Below are 15,142 nucleotides of genomic sequence, written 5' to 3'. Positions count from 1 at the left end.
CTATTCCGCTCCGCTTCGCCGCCTGGCGCGTTCGCGCCAGGCCATCAGTTCATCAATCGTAAAACCGTCCATCGCTGCCGGCGTCCAGTGAAAGACGCCGGCAATGTCGGCCATGGCGTCTTCTACTTCGCCGGGGATACCGAAAGGCGATCGGCTTTGCTCGCCAAAAAACCGGCAACCTCGGCACCCACGGCCAGCAGGTCGGCCGGGTCCATGTTGGCGATGTCGTGCGCGGTCAAGGTCGGCTCGGTGATGCGCGGCAGCACGATCTGCAGGGCCGACACGTTCAGGTTGGCCAGCTCGATCAGGGAAATGCCGCGCAGGGCGCCCGCCTTGGGCTTGCGCACGGTCAGCGAGGTGATGAGGGTGTCGCCGCGCTTGATCGGTTCGTCCAGATCGATGACGGCGCTGTTTTGGTTATCGTTGTTCATGGTGTTGTCCTTGTAGGGTAGGGGTGAATAAAAAGGGGTTACAGGCCGATGGCCTTGCGGATGGCGGCATTGGTGTCGCCGCCGCCGAAGTTCTCGGTGCCGCTCATGAAGTCCAGTTCGATGACGGTCGCGCCGTCGATCATCAGCTTGTAATAGCTGCACGTCATCGTGTATTTGTGGGTGGTGTCGTCGCCCATCTTGGCGCCGCCCATATCGATTTCTTTGTAACGGCCGCGCACGACGACCTCGACGGCGGCGACCGTGCCGTCATCGTCTTCCTGGTAGGCGCCGGCAAAGCGCAGTTGCACGGCGCCGTGCGAGTGCGCGCCGTACTGTTTTAGGGCTTCGGCGATCAGACCGCCCGCGCTCCATTCCAGCGACAGCGCCTCATTGCCGAAGTCGACGGACACGGGGCCGCTCATGCCGCCCGCGCGGTACTCTTCCATCTTGCGGCTCAGCTTCGGCAAGGTGACTTCGGGCACCATGCCCATGAAGGACACGCCGTTCTGGAACAAGTTAAAATTTTTCAGTTTGCGGGGCAGGCCCATAATTTCTCCAGTATTTCAATGCGCCCGCGCTGGCGCGGGCAGGATGGTGATTGGACAGTTACGCGGCGATGCGCGAGGCGAAGTCGGCCAGGTAGCGGTCGGTAATGCGCTGCTGGAATTTCAGGTTTTCCAGCGGCGGCACGGGCGTGTAGTCGTAATCGATGGCCAGCTTGCCGTCTTTCAGCGCCGTCTTGTCGTTGTATTGCTCGTCATACCAGGCGTGGCCGTCGATGATGTAGCCCTGCAATTTCAAGTCGCGGAACTTGGCGTTGATGCTTTCCAGCAGATCGCGCACCAGGGACGGATGCAAGGGCAGGTCGACAAAGGCGAAATGCGCCTCGGCGATGGTGTCGGCCAGCACCTGGGCCGTGCGCGTGTAGCTTTCGAAATAGAAGAAGCCGCCCGGCGCCTCGCAGGTACGCGAACCCCAGAAGCGGTAACCGCCCATGTTAATCAGGGTGGTGACTTCCTTGGCGTTGAGCACGCCGGCATCGGTAGCAGGGTCTTGCAGGTCGAAAAACACATCCTTGGTGATGCCGGTCGGGCCATTCACGACGACGTTGGACAGCGTCTTGTGCCAGCCCGTTTCCTCGTCGATCTTGGCGCGCAGGCCCATGGCGTAAGCGACGGCGGAAATGCTGGCCTCTTCATTGGTAGCGGTATTCCAGTTCACGAAGTCGGGCCAGATCATCATGATTTCACGCTGGCCGAACTGGCCGCGATAGGTGGTGGCTGCCGTGACGGTGGCGCAGCCATAGGCCGACGCATACACGAAGCCGCGCAGGCGCTGTGCCACGCTGGCCAGGGCATTGGTGACGGCCTGGGTGTCGAGGCCAGGCGCGCCCAGGATGCGCGGTTTGACGCCCAGTTTGCTTTGCGCGGCCAGCAAGGCTTTCACGCCCAGGTACTTGCCATCGGGCGACACGCCGCCCACGGCATTGGTCGTGGTTTCCGCTTCCGTTTCGCCCTCGGCCACGCGCACCACGACGGTCAGGGGTTTGGTCTGCGCGGCGATGGCCGCCAGACTGCGGTACAGGGTGCCGGTCTTGCCGGCCTTGCCCATGGCGGCCAGCACGTTGGTGACGAGCACGGGCGTGTCGAGCGGGAAGGCGGCCGGGTCGGCATCGTCGGCCGTGGCGATCAGGCCCAGCACGGCGGTGGACACGGTGCGGATGGGGCGCGAGCCCTCGTTGATTTCAATGACGCGCACGCCATGGTGGTAGTCGGTGGCCATGTTGTTCTCCTGGTAGGTGGTGACTAGGGTGTGAGTGAGGTATTACAGGGTGGCGGGTGGCACCACGTTTAGCGCAGGCGCAATGCCGGCGTCTTCAAAGGCGCGCCGGGCCTCCTGCGGCAAGGTGTCGGCAATGCGCTGGAATTCGATGCTGACGGCCGCTTGCAGCTCGTCCAGATCTCGCGCGGCGGCCACGGTCGGGCAGATGGTGATATCGAGCAGGCAGGTGCGCGCCGCGATGATCGCTTGCACGGTGTCCGTGTCACCACTGGCCACGGCGGCAAAGCCGATGCCGGCCAGGCGGTTGAGGATGCCGTCGCGCGTCTTTCTGACGCCGACCAGGAAGGTGTCGCACAGCACAAGGATCGGCGTCGGGGGCGGCGCGGTGATGACTAGCCGGCCGTTCTCAAATTGAAAGGAATGGCCTGCCGGCCTGCCCATCGCCGCCGCATAGTCTTCGTCATCCACCTCGATCAAGTCGTCAGGCAGGTGCGGATACTCAATGTGTTGGGGATAAAAATTGCCTGTCGAGTAAGAGTAATGAATGGTCATTTCACTTGCCTATGGAAATAATGAAAACGGAAACGTTGCTGTTGGTGTAATTGTTCTGCGCCACGCCACCATTGATGGACGTCGGCATGGCGGCGACAAACGCATTGGAGTTGGGCGTTGCACCGATGCCCAGGACGCTGGCCGTGCAGCCGAACGCCGCTTCCTTGAATGCAATCGGGAAGGAGAAATTCTTCGTTGCAATACCGTTTGATGCGACGGGCACATCGACGGTTTGCCATTGCATGATGAAGTCGTCCGGCAGGAATTTATGGCCGCTACCGGCCAGCACGCCTGAAAATGCGGCATTGCGGCTCAGTTCGGCGGTGGAATCGATCACGCGCCACACCTGATCCGTGGTCGCCATCAGCGTGAGCGACTGGCCTTTTTTGACCGTGATGCTGTTCGTTTCATCGGGCGCCATGAGAAAGGCGCCTTTGGCCGGCATGAGCCGTCCGCTTTGCGGGCCGGTGCAATGGACGCGCACGCAGATGCCGATATTGTTAGGAATGCCCAGCGACAGGGGAGGGGGCAGAGTGAGCACCATTGCTGCGCCGCCCAGCAAGAGCACGGAACCGGCGTCGTCGGCGGTCAGCGAACGGTCGGCCTCCACGCGGGTGTAACCCGTCATGTTGCCTTGTGCGCGGCGGACAAACTCGGTGGTTGCAATGCGTGGCCCGCTGTTGAATTGCTCAGGGGTTGGCGCGACGTTGCCGAAGTAGCTTTTGAACGCTTCCACATGGCGCAGTTGTGCCGAGCCATTGACACAGACCCAGTTGCCTAGACCATCGCTTTCCACGGTCAGCGATTCGCCAGCATTGACCTCGATGCTTTGGATGGCCACAGCGCTTGCATACAGCAGGTCACCCTGGATGACATTGATCTTCATGCCAGGGCTGACGCTGACAACGCAGAAGAATTCGATGCGCGTACCGCGTTTGCATTGCCTGGAGCCGGGTAGCGTGAATTCCGCCAGGCCAAGGCCCGATACGCCATTGTTGATGAAGCTCGCGCCGGCATCTTCTTTCGACAAGGGATACTTGCCGGCACCGATCACGACCATTTTGGACGCCTGCATGCCTATCCGATTGGCGTACTCGGTCGTGGCGATCTTTGTGCTGCTGTCAAACTGGGGCTGCGTCGGGGCCGTGTTGTTGAAGTAGTCGGCAAAATCGACGTTGCGCTGCATTTCGGCCGTCGCGTCGATGACTTGCCAGACTTGGCCGGCCGTCGCCATCAAGGTGAGGAACTGGCCCTGTTTGATGACAATATTTTTCACATCGCTGACGTCATAGGCAATGACCACGCCAGCAGCGGACGCAATCGTGCCGGTGGCCTGGTTCCGGCCGAAGAGTTTGAAGTATTTTCCCGAATTGCTGGGAATGCCCAGCGAGTCCGGGCTGGGAATGGTGAGCGTCAGGCCAGGGGCGGTAAAGTACAGGGCGGCACCCATGTCGTCCGCCGTCAAGGTGCGACTCGCACCCACGCTAACGAATTTGACCATGCTTCCCTGTGCCTGCTGGACAAACTCCGCATTGACCAGCTTCTTCGAGGCGTCAAATTTCTTGAGCGTCGCCACCTCTTTCATGCTGTATTGCGGGTGCGGGTCAAGAGCGGCAAGGTGCCTGCCCAGTTGCGCATCGCTATAGGCGCGCACGGTAATATCCTGGTCATCCACATATTTGCGCGTGGCCAGAATGACGGACGGATCGATTTTCAGTTCGATGGCGGCCGTGCTGGCGACGATCAGCACGATGCGTACCACTTGCGTGCGCGCGCTGCCCTCGGCCATCACAGGTTTGTAGCTCGGCGGGCAGTTGGCCACCGCGCACAGGTCGCCGGCTTCGTCGTAGATACCGATTTCGCGTATCCACCAGCCACCCACGTTCTCGGGCAGCACCTGTTCGACGATGATCTGGCTGGTGTTGGTCGGGTCGACGGTCAGCTGATTCAGGCCGGCACGGCGCACTTCATGCACCAGCGCCTTTTGCGTGCGCGATGGCATGGGCAGATTGCCGTTGCCGTCGCCCACGGCCATGTTTTTCAGTTTCAGGGTTTGACCCAGGGCGATGGCGTTGGCCAGCTTGGCCTCGCCCACTTCGGTCAGGATGGCAAAGTATGTGCTCATGGATAGATGGTCAGGGTGTCGATGGTATGGGATGCGCCGGCCTGCAACAGCATGCCGCGCACTTCGATGGTTTCCGCGATCCAGGGATACACGGTCATGCTGTCGCCGTGGTAGGCGCAGGCGCCCGCGTAGACGCTGCCGCGACTTTCCAGATAGATGGCCAGACCTGTCATGTGGCGGCTGACGGGCTTGGCGTCGGCGATCAGGCGTTCCATTTCCAGGAACATGGCGTCCGTGATGCCCGAGTCCAGCACGCCCACGTCGAGGCGGAAGGTGCCCGGCACGCCGGCCGGCGTGGTCTGCCACCACTCCGTGATGCGGATCAGATAGCCCAACGACTCCACCACGCGGCGCACGGCGGCAATCGTGCCCTTGTGCTTGTGGATGAAGTAGGACGCCTTGATCGTGCCGCGCTTGATCGATTCGGGCCAGGCGTCATCCCAGCGGTCCACGGAACAGGCCCAGGCCAGGAACGGCAGTAGATTGACGGGGCAGCGGTCGGCGCTCCACAGGTCGCGCAGCGGCACGGGCACGTTGACCAGCTCGGCGCAGGCCACGGCAATGGCGCGTTCCAGCGCCGTGGTGTTGGGCGGCAGGGTGGGCACGGTCCTATTCATCGCGCACCACCACATTCAACTTGATGGCCGTGCAGCGCGCGGCCTGGGTGGCGTTCAGCTCGATGTCCACCGCCGGGCTGGTCAAGACGACCTTGCGCACGCCTTCGACGTGGACGGCGGCGCTGCAGGCGGAACGGTAGATGCTGTGGCCTAAGGGGCGGCGCGGCTGCGACACGCGCACGGCGTTGGCGCGCGCGGCGTCCAGCAGAATCGGCACTTCCGGGCCGACGCCGATAAACAAGGTGGCCTCGATCTGGTACTCGATGACCTGGGCGGCCTGCACGCTCAGGCGGTCGCCGATGGGGCGTACCTCCTCGGCGTTGAGCGCGCGCGCCACGGTGGCCAGCAGCGTGGCGTCGGCGATGCCCGTGTCGTTGTTGGCCAGCACCGTGACGATGACGTGCGCAGGCGCGGGGCTGGTGGCGCTCGCGTCCTTGACTCGGCCGTCGCTGCTGCGGGCGTGGAATTCATACGACGCTTTCGGTCCGGCGACGGACAGGCCGTCCGGCGCTTCCTGGATGCGCAGGCGATAAGCGTCGTTGTCTTCCATGACGGCGGCCACGGGCGGCAGGGCGTTCGGATTGGCCGGCGTGATGACCAGGCGCGCCACGTTGACGTTGGCGCCCAGCTGGTCCAGGTCGCCATCCAGGGCAAAGGCCAGCATGACGGCCTTACCCGCCTCGTTGACGCGGTTACGCAAGATGGTTTCCTGATACGCGTTTTCTTCCAGCAGCTTGGTGGCCGGCTCCGATTCCAGCTCCAGCAGGGCCGTGACGGCGGCGCGCTCGGCTTCCGGCAGCAGGCTGACCAGGTGGGCTTTGCGTGTGGCGAGGATGGCTTCGAAGTCCAGCACTTCGACCACGCTGGGCGCCGGCAATTGTGTCAGGTCGATGGGCGTGCTCATACGGCGCCCCCTTGCTTGACAGGCACGGCAAGCGTGATGCCCTGGCCATTCGCCGTGCCATCGAGCAGCAATGTGATGGCGCCGTCCGTGTCGCGCGTGAGCTGCACGCTGGACAGTTGCAAACGCGGCTCCCACCGGCGCAAAGCAAAGGCGGTGGCGGCGTAGATGCGCAACTGCGTGGCGCTGTTCAAGGGCTGGTCGATCAGTTCAGGCACTTCGGAACCATAGCGGCGGCGCCGGATGCGCGAACCCATGGGCGTGGTGATGATGTCGGCCACGGACTGGCGCAGGTGGTCCAGGCCCGTCAGGCTGCGCCCGCTGGCGGCGTGCATGCCCATCATGATTGCGGCCCGCCCGACTGGTCGCCACCGGCCTTGACGCCACCATGCGCATGTTTGGCCAGGCTGATGGCGCCGGCCAGCACGTCCTCGCTGGCTTTGACAGTGCCTTGCACGGCCATGGCCACGCCGCCAGAGGCACCGGGCTTGGCGTTCACGCCACCGTTCAGTGCGGTGGCGCCGTTGACGATCAGGTTTTTCATGACGGTCAGGTCGCCCGTGCAGATGGTGCTCGGTGCGTTCGATGTGACCTTGTCGGCCGTGATGGTGGCCGTGCCGCCTGGCAGGGTGGCAGTCAGGGCGTGGGCCGCGTGGTCGTACTGCACCACGGCGCCGTCGGGGTAGTGCGTGGTGTGGATGCTGTCGCTGGTTTCGGGCGCGTCAAATTCCTGGGAGTACAGCGCCGGCAGGATGATGCCGCGTGTCAGGTCGCCGCCCGGGGAAAAGACAATGAATTGTTCGCTCACGGTGGGCGCCGACCAGGTGCGGGTACTGCCGGCGCGTGGCGTGGCCCATTTCAGCCATTCGGTGGTGAGTGTCGGTCCGAGCCGCACCCGCGCCTTGGCCCCTTTGACCTCGGCGATGGTGCCCAGGCGGATCAGGTTTTGCAGCAAGCGGAGGAGGTCGGACAGGTCGGCGTTCATGCAGTGCATGTTGCCGAAGTCCGCGTGCGGATGCACGCGGGGGCGGGTTGATATGCGACTTAGTGACTATGGCGGTCCGTGACGTATAAACTTACATTTTCCAAGTAGGGGCGATGTGGCGGGTGTGTGCTTTCGCCCATGGCGGACGGTCGAATTTATTGCCTAGGCTTCAATATAAAGTCGTCTTTATCGAAATCTATCTTTTTTGCGCTCCTCCTCGGCGTATGAGTGAAATGTAGGATGTATTTGCCAGCTATACTGCTGAAGATCATTAAATTTTGCTATATCAATGATATTTGGATATTCGTTGTAATTTAAATGATCATAATTATCATCAGGTCCGATTCGTGGATTGATAAAGCAAGCCATATGCAAAATTCGAAGAAGTGCAATGGCAAATTCGTTAGTGGGCTGCATTCCTATGCCGTCAATAATGGTTGCACGACGACTTGGAACTTTTTTCAAGATATCGATCATTTCCACAAACGAATAAATATTTTTATTGGAGCAATCATTAATTACCTCGCGAATCTGCGGGCAAATTTGACCATACTCATCAACAATATTTTCCACTCTTTGTCTGCCAAATTCCAATAAAATAGAATGTGCGTGTTTATCGCCAATTATGTCCCCGTCTTCCTTCGCTGCGGTTATCAGCATTTGAACAGATTTCACTAAATCCCGTGGCCGAAAACGTGCGCTCTTAGCTAACCACTGATCCCAGCTTCTTTGAGTGGCTTTTGCGCCTGGTAGTGTAATATTCTGTTCTTGAAAAAATGTCGAAATTCCCTTTGTGGAATTCGCATCAATATTAGCAAGCTCAATTCGCTTATTAAAAATACTGCGCAATTCCGCTTCACTGAATTTCAATTCATGAATTTGTCCCAGCTTGTCTTTTCGCTCACTTCCATGCCCATGGGTTCTTGTCATTAAGTGCCAAATATCAGATCTCACCGAAATCACGCATTTTAGTGAACCAATATCCTCTGAAAGTTCGATGGCAGCTGAAATAATAGCCCAGCAGGCACTATAGTCAAATAATCCCTTTGAATTTTTGGCGCCCGCCTCATCTATATCATCTATGAAAAGCCATAAATTACGGCCTCTATCTACGAGATATTTATCTACTATGTCAGTTAGATTGTTTTTTGTAAGAGCATTTGATTGATCAGATAGTAGTGCTTGGGCAACCACTTTCCCATGAGGCGTAATTTTCGCTAACAACTTTGAAAACTTTGAAATTAAGTCTTTTTTTGTATAGCCTTCTTCAATAGCCTGCTTTTGCAAGGCAACGACATCGCCACTTATTGCTATTTCATTTTCATTCGAGTACTTGCCAATTATGCCGGAAACAGATTTTAGTATTTGGCCGTAGGCAGCACTTTTTCTATCTGCAAGTGATTTTTTTGATAGTATCGAATCGCATTCCAGGTCGTCCGGGGTTATTAAAAGTGATATTTCATCATTTTTCAGGTACGCTTCATTTAATACATTTACGAAAATTGACTTTCCAACTCCTTTATTCCCAAGTAAAATAACACTTGAGTTAAAATCAAAGCTTAGTAAGGAATTTAGATTGCCTGGCGGTATAAACACAGCACCCCTAATTTCTTTCTCTTGCTCAGCACTTCCACCTTTAAAATATTTTGTAAGGCTTTTTAATTTACTCATGAACACCCCCTATTATTTAGTTCTATAAGTATTTTCAAATTATTTATTCACTGCAGCTTCTGGTCGGTTGCGGTCAGTTCCATGTGACTCTAACTCATTTGGCAACTAATGTCAGTTGAAGTTTACGTTGAAGCACCTTGGTTTTTTTCCATGTGACGCAACAAGGATTCGCGTATCAACGTCCGATGCGGTTCACTCAAGCCTAGCAGCGGCCGCTCCGGGTACTTGTAGGCGGGCCCTTTTTTGGTAACGCGGTCTTGCTGGCCAAACTGATGTACCCGTGCCATACGGGCCACGCGGCCAACGAAACCTATTTCGATCTGCTCGCCGGTCGCCTTTACTTTCAGGTGTTTGGCGGTGCGAATCTTGGCGAACATGGCCGCCTTCTGCCGCTTGATCCGCCCGTTCTTCCCCTTGAATTCCTTGCGCCGCTTGCGCGCCGGATAGGCTGCGCCATCCGGCCCCTGCTGCGCCTTGATGCGCTGGGCCTGGCTACGGCGCAGGTCGATGGCGACCTTGTGATTGATGGCGCGGCGCTGGGCCGGCTGCAGCTTGGCCAGCAGGGCGCCGGCCCAGGCTTCCAGCGCGTGCAGGTCGTCGCTCATGGCGTTGCCTCCGGCGTGCGCCATTCGGCCAGCAGGGTGTCGCCTGCATACAGTTTCCAGAATTCGTCCGCGTAGGCGGGCGTGTGCTGTATCTCGGCCAGGTGCTTGATGTCCAGGCGGCCCGCCTCGCCGGTCTTGACGGCCACGCGCTCGGTCAAGTCCAGCTTGATGGAAATGTCGACCGTTTCATGGTTGTTGAAGTCCACTTCGAAGGCAATGCCGTGCTTGCGGGTTTCCTCGTTGGCCATCAGGTCGAGCTGGTGCACTTTGAGCCAGGCGATCAGGGCCACCATGATGGCGTCGGCGTCGCCGGCGTAGTCGGTGACGATCAGGTTGAGCTTGAAGCGGTATTCGAAGGAGAGGGAGGCGGTGGCCGACGCCACCACGTTGCCCTCATCGGCGAAGACCAGCAGGCGGTCGGGGTCGCGCTGCAGGTCGGGGATGGCGGCGGCCAGGTGCTGGCGGAGGCTATTCGGTTTGTACATGGTAGGTGTCTCGCACGGTGTTGTAGGCGTCGATGCAGGCGTTCAGCTGGCGGGTGGCGTCGTCGCCGTCGCCGGCAATGGCGTCAAGAGCTGCCGCAGTCGCTGGGTCAAGTTCGGCGCGCGTTTCGCGCCGATGGCCTGCGGCAGCGGTGGAATCTGCAGTGGCGGCGCACTGGCCGCTGGCGACGGGGATTGACAGGCGCACAGCGCCGCTGCGCACGTCAGCATTGAAACGGTCGCGTTCAGTTTTCGCATGGGTTTGGTCCTGGGTGAGGTGGTCGGCGCGCTGCGCCAGGGCGGCGCCGGCCGCGCGCTCCAAGGTGAGAACGCGGGCGGTGGCCTGGGCCAGCGCGGTTGCGGCGGTGGATGTTTGGATAGCGGCCGCCCGCTGCAGTGCGGCGATGCTGGCATCCTTGCGCCAGCCCTGCGACGTCCAGCCTGCGAAGGCGCCGCACAGGAGAACGGCGGCCAGCGGGCGCCAGGTGGTCGCGGTCACATGGCCACCCGTTCCTTGATCCAGCCGAACAGAAAACGGCGCTGGGTCTTGTTGGCCTCGGTGATTTCCAGGTAACGCGCCGCCTGCAGACCGTTCAGGGCGCGCAGCAGCACGGTGGCGCCATCCTGGCCGCGCCATTTCAGGAAGGCGGCCAGCGCACCCAGCGACTGCGCGCCCAGGCGGCCGTCGACGAACAGGACCGGGTAGCGGGTGCCCGTCTCGTTGAAACCGTTCAGCCAGCGCTGCAGGAACTCGGCCGCGCGGGGCGGCCCCATGTTCACGCCCGTGTCGATCAGCTCGGCGCCGATGCCGGTATGGATGGCCAGCACCTGGTCGAACTTCGGTTCCGTGATGTAGCGCGCCGTGTAGATGGCGCGCGCCATTGTCACGGGTAGATCGCGCATCGGCCCCGCGTAGCCGTTCGCGCGCGCCACGGCCACCGTGATGCCGAAATTGGTTTCGCCGCCCTTGTCTTGCGGGTCATTCACATAGCCGCCTTCGGCGCGCAGGATGGCGTCGATGGTGCGCGCGATCAGCGCATTTTCTGGGGTGACCATCAGTGCTCCTTCGCGTCTTTGACCAGCTCGGCGATGTCCTTGTCGCTGCGGCGCTGGAACCACAGGGCCACGGCGCGCGATACCCACCAGCCGGGCGCGCCGACGATCAGGTCGATGGCGGAAGCGTTGACCATGGCGCCGATGGCGGGGAGTTGGGCGCACAGCAGCTGGTACGCGGTGCCGCCCAGGAGGCACGAGAACACGCCCGCGCAGGCCAGGCGGGCGACGAATTCGCCCTTGTTGAAGGTGCCGTCGCTGTTCAGCGGCGGCAGCACGATGTACAGCATGGCGGCGCCGACCATGCCCAGCGCCGCCTTGAAGCCGTATAGTTTGACCAGGGTGGCGAAACCACCAAACGATTCTGCGGACATTGCTTGATTCTCCGGGGTGAGGTTAGACAGATTTTTCATGATGGTAAAAAGGTGGATTGCTGCGTTAATCCCAAAGCTGGACGATGTCCGCGGCCTGGCCCATGCTGGGCGTCTGCTCGGGCAGGGTGACGACCAGGCCGGCCGGCAGCACGGCGCCGTGGCGCGCCAGCGCGGGATTCATTTCCAGCGTTTGCTCGACGTATCCCGCTCCGTCGCCCAGGTAACGCCACACGAGGGCGTCTACCGTGTCGTGCTGCCGCGTGCGTACCTGCATCAGATCAATTCCACGGTCAGGTGCGTGCGGCCGACCATATCGGCGATGGCCCATTGCGCGTTGCGCCGCTGCGCGCCGGGCGCTTCGTCCAGCCACTCCATGCTTTTCTTGTCGCTGACGGAGGTGGCGGTGCTGTCGTAGTCGCGGTAACGCTCGATCAGATCGGCTTTCGCCGTGCTGTAGACGGCGCGACGGTACTGCGCCAACAGGCGGGACTCGCGGTTGATGCGCGTGGCCGGCACGTCCACCAGGGCAGGGAATCCGGCAGCGGCCTGCTTGCCCTGCCAGTCGGCCAGCTCGCGGTTGACCTGCAGGATGGCATCGACCACGGCTTGCACCAGGCGCGCATCGGTGACGGTGCCATCCAGGCGCATGGCATCGCGCATATCGGTGAGAGCAATATTGGGAAACCAGCCGTCGTTTTCGATGATGCCGGCGGCCGGTGCTGGCGGCGCGGGCGTGGTGCCGGGCGGGATGGACGAGGGCAGGGCCATGAAGGACATACGGGGCGCTTTCAAAATGGGGCGGTGGACGGGGTTCATCTGGTCGCTGATTTGGCCAGAATCCCCCCGTGCCGCCGTGCTGCGGGGGATGCTCTTTACGTGGAACCGGCCGCGCGCTTGATGCGCCGCTCCAGCCGTTCCATATCTTTCTTGACGCCGCACGATTCCGACAGGGCGCGGGCGCGCTTCAACTGGCCCATGGCCGTTTCCGCCTGCGCCACCAGCGCCGGAGCGATGTCCGTGTCGTCGGCCTGGTCCAGCACGGCGATCATGGCCAGGCCGATCGCCTTGTGCAGCTTGGCGCGCGCCTGGTCGGGCGCGTCGCTGGCAGCCGTCAACTGTTCGACGGTGCCCAGCACCTGGGCCGCATGCTGCGGATCGCTGGCCAGCTTGCCGTGCAAATAGCCTTCGGCGAATTCGTCCAGCATCAGGGTGGCGATGTCGCGGCTGTAGGTGTCGGGCAGCGTGAACTTGTGTTCCAGCGCGTAGCTGGCCATGACCAGGGCGCGCGCGTATTCGCCCGTGTCGATGTGCCACACCAGCAGTGTGGCGAAGACGTCATCCTGCGCACCCTTGCCGCCGGCCAGCACGCCGTCGATCCATTGCGCATAGTCGGGCAGCAAGGTGGCCTTGACCTCGATCTTGCGTTCCACCGACTGGATGGATTTCAGGCGCCGGCGGTCGTCGGCCAGCTTGTAGAGCATCATTTCGTAGGCCGTGCCGGTGGTGACGCCTTGCGGCGCGGCGGCGCCGGCCGTGCGCTCGGCCAGCATGCGCGCGCGGTGGCGCAGGGCGGGGGATTGGTTGGCCATCACTTGTCTTTCAGCTCGATGTTTTCCACCAGCGCGGCCAGGCCCAGGTCTTCGATCACATAGGCGTCATTCGACGACTCGTAATTTTCGATGCGGTCGCGCTTGGGCTCGTCTTCCACGCGGCGGCGGCGTGCGCCGTCCTGGAAGTACACCGACAGATTGTCGAAGCGGGTAATCAGGATGGCGTTGTCCGGGAAGAACGGTACGCGCGCCGCTGGCACGCCGCCGATGCGTTTCTGGCTGATGATGATGTCGGCCGCCAGGGTGTCCGTGGGCGATTGTTTGGTATTGACCAACGGGAAATACTTGTCGTTTAACAGCTTGCGCCCGACGATGGCCACCAAGCCCGTGTCTTCTTGATACCACGGGTCCAGCAGGTTGATAGCGTCCGCTACGGCCGCGTCCAGGTTGGCATAGTCGGCGCCGGCCACGTCGCCGATGATGACCTTGCCCGGCATGCCGTTGGCCACCAGGCCCAGCACGCGCTCGGGCGCCAGCTCGCGCAGGTGCTGCAGCCAGCCCTTGTTCACGTCCTGCAACAACGGGTTGGCGTCCAGATCGGTGTCTGCCATGGCCTTGACGCCATTGAAGCCGATGACGATGCGGTCGAGCGCCTGGCGCGTGAGAATGGCATTGGCTACGCGCGATTGAAAGTCTTGGAACTTGGCCCAGGCGTCCAGCTTGGCATAGCTCAAATGCGTGTCAAAGTTGGTCTGCTCGCAGCGGTACTTCGTGCTGTCCATGGTGGACAGGTCGCGCGTTTCGCGTTCCTTGTCCTTGGTGTTGGTGCGGCTGGCAATCGGGCCGGAGACGCCCAGGCCCAGCTTTTCGCCTTCCTGGTCAGTCACGCCGATGATGTTGATTTTCGAAAGGAACTCGCTCGATTCCTGCATCTTGTTTTCCAGCTTCTGCTGCACGCTGGGCGTGACGCTGAACGTCTTGGCCACGTTGTCCGTGTCGTTCAATTGGCCCAGGCGGGTTTCATACTGGGAAAAGACCAGGCGCGTTTGTTTTTTCATGGTTCGGTGCTCCGTTGTTGAATGGGGTGTGGTGGATGGCGCGGGTGCTTAAAACTCGGTCTGCACGGCGCCATCGCCGCCGGTGGCGGCAGGGCGGCGCGGGCCGTTGCCGGGCGCTTCGTCCATCTGCGCCTTGAAGGTGGCCAGCTCCTCCTGTGTGGCCTTCAATGTCGTTTCGGTTTTCTCCAGGCGCGTCATGGCGTCCGCATAGTTGTCGTTGGCGGTGACGACGTGACCGGCCAGCGCCTGCACGGCTTCGCTGATGTCCGCGAACTGCGCGGCGTCGCTGCCGGTTTTGGTCGAAAAGCGCGACAGCAGGTTTTTCACGGCGTCGGCCAGCTTGATGCCCTGCGGCTCGTCAAATTCCAGCGTCACCTCGACGGCGGACGTGAACAGGTTGGCGCTTTGCTGCTTGCGGCTGGCGGAGAATTTCAGTGCATCGGTGCCCAGGCTGGCCGGGCTGTCGGTGACGCCCAGGCCGACCAGGTAGGGCTGCGACGAGTCGGCAAAGTCGGGCTGGATTTCCAGGCTGGTGTACAGCTTCTGTTTCGCCTTGTTGATGGCCACCAGTTCCGGCGTGGGTTCGATCTGCGCGAACAGGGCCAGTTTCTTGCCGTTGTCGGTGTCCACTTCCGCGGCTTTCACGGCGATCACGTCGCCGTAAGCCTTGAACGGGCCGTCGGGCAGGATGCCGCGGATGTGTTCCAGCCAGATGCGCGCGCCGTAGGTTTTCGGGTTGTAGGTGGCGGCGATCTGCTCGATGGTGGCGCGGTCGATGTTGCGGCCGTCCGTGGTGGCGCCTTCGGTGGCGACGCGGAAGAATTGGGATTTAGGCATGGTGGCGTGTCTCGGTTGATCAGATAACGCCATGGTCAACGTCTTGGCGCTGCGATTCAATGCGCTGCGGGTTGCTATGGGCAATAGCGACTTTTGCCTTTCCCCACTCCGCGCGCGCG

21 protein-coding genes are annotated in these 15,142 nt (G+C 61.0%); all 21 read right to left on the bottom strand.

The features are described 5' to 3' along the window. Positions 1–114, bottom strand: coding sequence for a GpE family phage tail protein (locus CSQ91_RS09940; protein ID WP_099388148.1), 114 nt, complete (start codon positions 112–114; stop codon positions 1–3). A gap of 8 nt (positions 115–122) precedes the next feature. After that, positions 123–431 (bottom strand): phage tail assembly protein, encoded by a 309-nt coding sequence (locus CSQ91_RS09935; RefSeq protein ID WP_099388147.1) that lies wholly within the window; start codon positions 429–431, stop codon positions 123–125. 38 nt (positions 432–469) lie between these two features. Further along, positions 470–979 carry a phage major tail tube protein gene (locus tag CSQ91_RS09930; protein ID WP_099388146.1) on the bottom strand — a complete coding sequence of 170 codons (510 nt, stop codon included), beginning with the start codon at positions 977–979 and terminating at the stop codon, positions 470–472. 58 nt (positions 980–1,037) lie between these two features. Beyond that, on the bottom strand, positions 1,038–2,213 hold the full coding sequence (locus CSQ91_RS09925; RefSeq protein ID WP_099388145.1) for a phage tail sheath protein: 1,176 nt from the start codon (positions 2,211–2,213) through the stop codon (positions 1,038–1,040). A gap of 42 nt (positions 2,214–2,255) precedes the next feature. Continuing rightward, the gene (locus CSQ91_RS09920) at positions 2,256–2,765 is read right to left on the bottom strand and encodes a hypothetical protein (protein WP_099388144.1); all 510 of its coding nucleotides are present in this window, start codon (positions 2,763–2,765) and stop codon (positions 2,256–2,258) included. Between the two features lies 1 nt (position 2,766). Continuing rightward, complete coding sequence (locus CSQ91_RS09915; protein ID WP_099388143.1) at positions 2,767–4,890, bottom strand: phage tail protein; 2,124 nt, start codon at positions 4,888–4,890, stop codon at positions 2,767–2,769. After that, complete coding sequence (locus CSQ91_RS09910) at positions 4,887–5,507, bottom strand: phage tail protein I (protein ID WP_180278389.1); 621 nt, start codon at positions 5,505–5,507, stop codon at positions 4,887–4,889. Before CSQ91_RS09910 ends, CSQ91_RS09915 begins: the two co-directional genes overlap by 4 nt. Then, positions 5,500–6,411 (bottom strand): baseplate assembly protein, encoded by a 912-nt coding sequence (locus tag CSQ91_RS09905; protein ID WP_099388142.1) that lies wholly within the window; start codon positions 6,409–6,411, stop codon positions 5,500–5,502. Before CSQ91_RS09905 ends, CSQ91_RS09910 begins: the two co-directional genes overlap by 8 nt. Beyond that, positions 6,408–6,752 (bottom strand): GPW/gp25 family protein, encoded by a 345-nt coding sequence (locus CSQ91_RS09900; protein WP_099388141.1) that lies wholly within the window; start codon positions 6,750–6,752, stop codon positions 6,408–6,410. The genes CSQ91_RS09905 and CSQ91_RS09900 overlap by 4 nt, the downstream gene beginning before the upstream one ends. Next, positions 6,749–7,393: a phage baseplate assembly protein V gene (locus CSQ91_RS09895; protein WP_099388649.1), complete on the bottom strand. Its 645-nt coding sequence runs from the start codon at positions 7,391–7,393 to the stop codon at positions 6,749–6,751. Before CSQ91_RS09895 ends, CSQ91_RS09900 begins: the two co-directional genes overlap by 4 nt. Before the next feature lie 186 nt (positions 7,394–7,579). Beyond that, complete coding sequence (locus CSQ91_RS28600; protein WP_143450991.1) at positions 7,580–9,064, bottom strand: P-loop ATPase, Sll1717 family; 1,485 nt, start codon at positions 9,062–9,064, stop codon at positions 7,580–7,582. A 122-nt stretch (positions 9,065–9,186) separates the two neighbouring features. Continuing rightward, positions 9,187–9,669 (bottom strand): phage virion morphogenesis protein, encoded by a 483-nt coding sequence (locus tag CSQ91_RS09890; protein WP_099388648.1) that lies wholly within the window; start codon positions 9,667–9,669, stop codon positions 9,187–9,189. Continuing rightward, positions 9,666–10,154 carry a phage tail protein gene (locus CSQ91_RS09885; RefSeq protein ID WP_099388140.1) on the bottom strand — a complete coding sequence of 163 codons (489 nt, stop codon included), beginning with the start codon at positions 10,152–10,154 and terminating at the stop codon, positions 9,666–9,668. Before CSQ91_RS09885 ends, CSQ91_RS09890 begins: the two co-directional genes overlap by 4 nt. Beyond that, positions 10,138–10,650, bottom strand: a complete 513-nt coding sequence (locus tag CSQ91_RS09880; RefSeq protein WP_099388139.1) for a lysis system i-spanin subunit Rz — start codon at positions 10,648–10,650, stop codon at positions 10,138–10,140. The genes CSQ91_RS09885 and CSQ91_RS09880 overlap by 17 nt, the downstream gene beginning before the upstream one ends. Continuing rightward, positions 10,647–11,207, bottom strand: a complete 561-nt coding sequence (locus tag CSQ91_RS09875; protein WP_099388138.1) for a glycoside hydrolase family 108 protein — start codon at positions 11,205–11,207, stop codon at positions 10,647–10,649. The genes CSQ91_RS09880 and CSQ91_RS09875 overlap by 4 nt, the downstream gene beginning before the upstream one ends. Further along, a complete protein-coding gene (locus CSQ91_RS09870) occupies positions 11,207–11,578 on the bottom strand; it encodes a hypothetical protein (RefSeq protein WP_099388137.1) in 372 nt (123 codons plus the stop codon). Before CSQ91_RS09870 ends, CSQ91_RS09875 begins: the two co-directional genes overlap by 1 nt. A 64-nt stretch (positions 11,579–11,642) precedes the next feature. Next, complete coding sequence (locus CSQ91_RS09865) at positions 11,643–11,852, bottom strand: tail protein X (protein WP_099388136.1); 210 nt, start codon at positions 11,850–11,852, stop codon at positions 11,643–11,645. Further along, the gene (locus CSQ91_RS09860) at positions 11,852–12,355 is read right to left on the bottom strand and encodes a head completion/stabilization protein (protein WP_099388135.1); all 504 of its coding nucleotides are present in this window, start codon (positions 12,353–12,355) and stop codon (positions 11,852–11,854) included. The genes CSQ91_RS09865 and CSQ91_RS09860 overlap by 1 nt, the downstream gene beginning before the upstream one ends. Positions 12,356–12,450: 95 nt before the next feature. Continuing rightward, positions 12,451–13,167, bottom strand: coding sequence for a phage terminase small subunit (gene gpM, locus CSQ91_RS09855; RefSeq protein ID WP_099388134.1), 717 nt, complete (start codon positions 13,165–13,167; stop codon positions 12,451–12,453). Continuing rightward, entirely contained in the window at positions 13,167–14,186 is a 1,020-nt protein-coding gene (locus CSQ91_RS09850) for a phage major capsid protein, P2 family (protein WP_099388133.1), read from the bottom strand. The genes gpM and CSQ91_RS09850 overlap by 1 nt, the downstream gene beginning before the upstream one ends. A gap of 48 nt (positions 14,187–14,234) precedes the next feature. Beyond that, a complete protein-coding gene (locus CSQ91_RS09845; protein ID WP_099388132.1) occupies positions 14,235–15,023 on the bottom strand; it encodes a GPO family capsid scaffolding protein in 789 nt (262 codons plus the stop codon). Between the last annotated feature and the right edge of the window lie 119 nt (positions 15,024–15,142).

It is taken from the genome of Janthinobacterium sp. BJB301, assembly GCF_002735685.1.
Taxonomy (GTDB): domain Bacteria; phylum Pseudomonadota; class Gammaproteobacteria; order Burkholderiales; family Burkholderiaceae_D; genus Janthinobacterium; species Janthinobacterium lividum.
Note: the sequence above shows the minus strand (reverse complement) of the source record. Positions and strands in the feature narration are given on the sequence as shown.

Excerpts from the sequence above, each read along its gene's own strand:
- CSQ91_RS09940 (WP_099388148.1), bottom strand. The coding sequence starts at position 114 with ATGGCCGACATTGCCGGCGTCTTTCACTGGACGCCGGCAGCGATGGAC.
- CSQ91_RS09935 (WP_099388147.1), bottom strand. The coding sequence starts at position 431 with ATGAACAACGATAACCAAAACAGCGCCGTCATCGATCTGGACGAACCG.
- CSQ91_RS09930 (WP_099388146.1), bottom strand. The coding sequence starts at position 979 with ATGGGCCTGCCCCGCAAACTGAAAAATTTTAACTTGTTCCAGAACGGC.
- CSQ91_RS09925 (WP_099388145.1), bottom strand. The coding sequence starts at position 2,213 with ATGGCCACCGACTACCACCATGGCGTGCGCGTCATTGAAATCAACGAG.
- CSQ91_RS09920 (WP_099388144.1), bottom strand. The coding sequence starts at position 2,765 with ATGACCATTCATTACTCTTACTCGACAGGCAATTTTTATCCCCAACAC.
- CSQ91_RS09915 (WP_099388143.1), bottom strand. The coding sequence starts at position 4,890 with ATGAGCACATACTTTGCCATCCTGACCGAAGTGGGCGAGGCCAAGCTG.
- CSQ91_RS09910 (WP_180278389.1), bottom strand. The coding sequence starts at position 5,507 with ATGAATAGGACCGTGCCCACCCTGCCGCCCAACACCACGGCGCTGGAA.
- CSQ91_RS09905 (WP_099388142.1), bottom strand. The coding sequence starts at position 6,411 with ATGAGCACGCCCATCGACCTGACACAATTGCCGGCGCCCAGCGTGGTC.
- CSQ91_RS09900 (WP_099388141.1), bottom strand. The coding sequence starts at position 6,752 with ATGATGGGCATGCACGCCGCCAGCGGGCGCAGCCTGACGGGCCTGGAC.
- CSQ91_RS09895 (WP_099388649.1), bottom strand. The coding sequence starts at position 7,393 with ATGAACGCCGACCTGTCCGACCTCCTCCGCTTGCTGCAAAACCTGATC.
- CSQ91_RS28600 (WP_143450991.1), bottom strand. The coding sequence starts at position 9,064 with ATGAGTAAATTAAAAAGCCTTACAAAATATTTTAAAGGTGGAAGTGCT.
- CSQ91_RS09890 (WP_099388648.1), bottom strand. The coding sequence starts at position 9,669 with ATGAGCGACGACCTGCACGCGCTGGAAGCCTGGGCCGGCGCCCTGCTG.
- CSQ91_RS09885 (WP_099388140.1), bottom strand. The coding sequence starts at position 10,154 with ATGTACAAACCGAATAGCCTCCGCCAGCACCTGGCCGCCGCCATCCCC.
- CSQ91_RS09875 (WP_099388138.1), bottom strand. The coding sequence starts at position 11,207 with ATGGTCACCCCAGAAAATGCGCTGATCGCGCGCACCATCGACGCCATC.
- CSQ91_RS09870 (WP_099388137.1), bottom strand. The coding sequence starts at position 11,578 with ATGTCCGCAGAATCGTTTGGTGGTTTCGCCACCCTGGTCAAACTATAC.
- CSQ91_RS09865 (WP_099388136.1), bottom strand. The coding sequence starts at position 11,852 with ATGCAGGTACGCACGCGGCAGCACGACACGGTAGACGCCCTCGTGTGG.
- CSQ91_RS09860 (WP_099388135.1), bottom strand. The coding sequence starts at position 12,355 with ATGTCCTTCATGGCCCTGCCCTCGTCCATCCCGCCCGGCACCACGCCC.
- gpM (WP_099388134.1), bottom strand. The coding sequence starts at position 13,167 with ATGGCCAACCAATCCCCCGCCCTGCGCCACCGCGCGCGCATGCTGGCC.
- CSQ91_RS09850 (WP_099388133.1), bottom strand. The coding sequence starts at position 14,186 with ATGAAAAAACAAACGCGCCTGGTCTTTTCCCAGTATGAAACCCGCCTG.
- CSQ91_RS09845 (WP_099388132.1), bottom strand. The coding sequence starts at position 15,023 with ATGCCTAAATCCCAATTCTTCCGCGTCGCCACCGAAGGCGCCACCACG.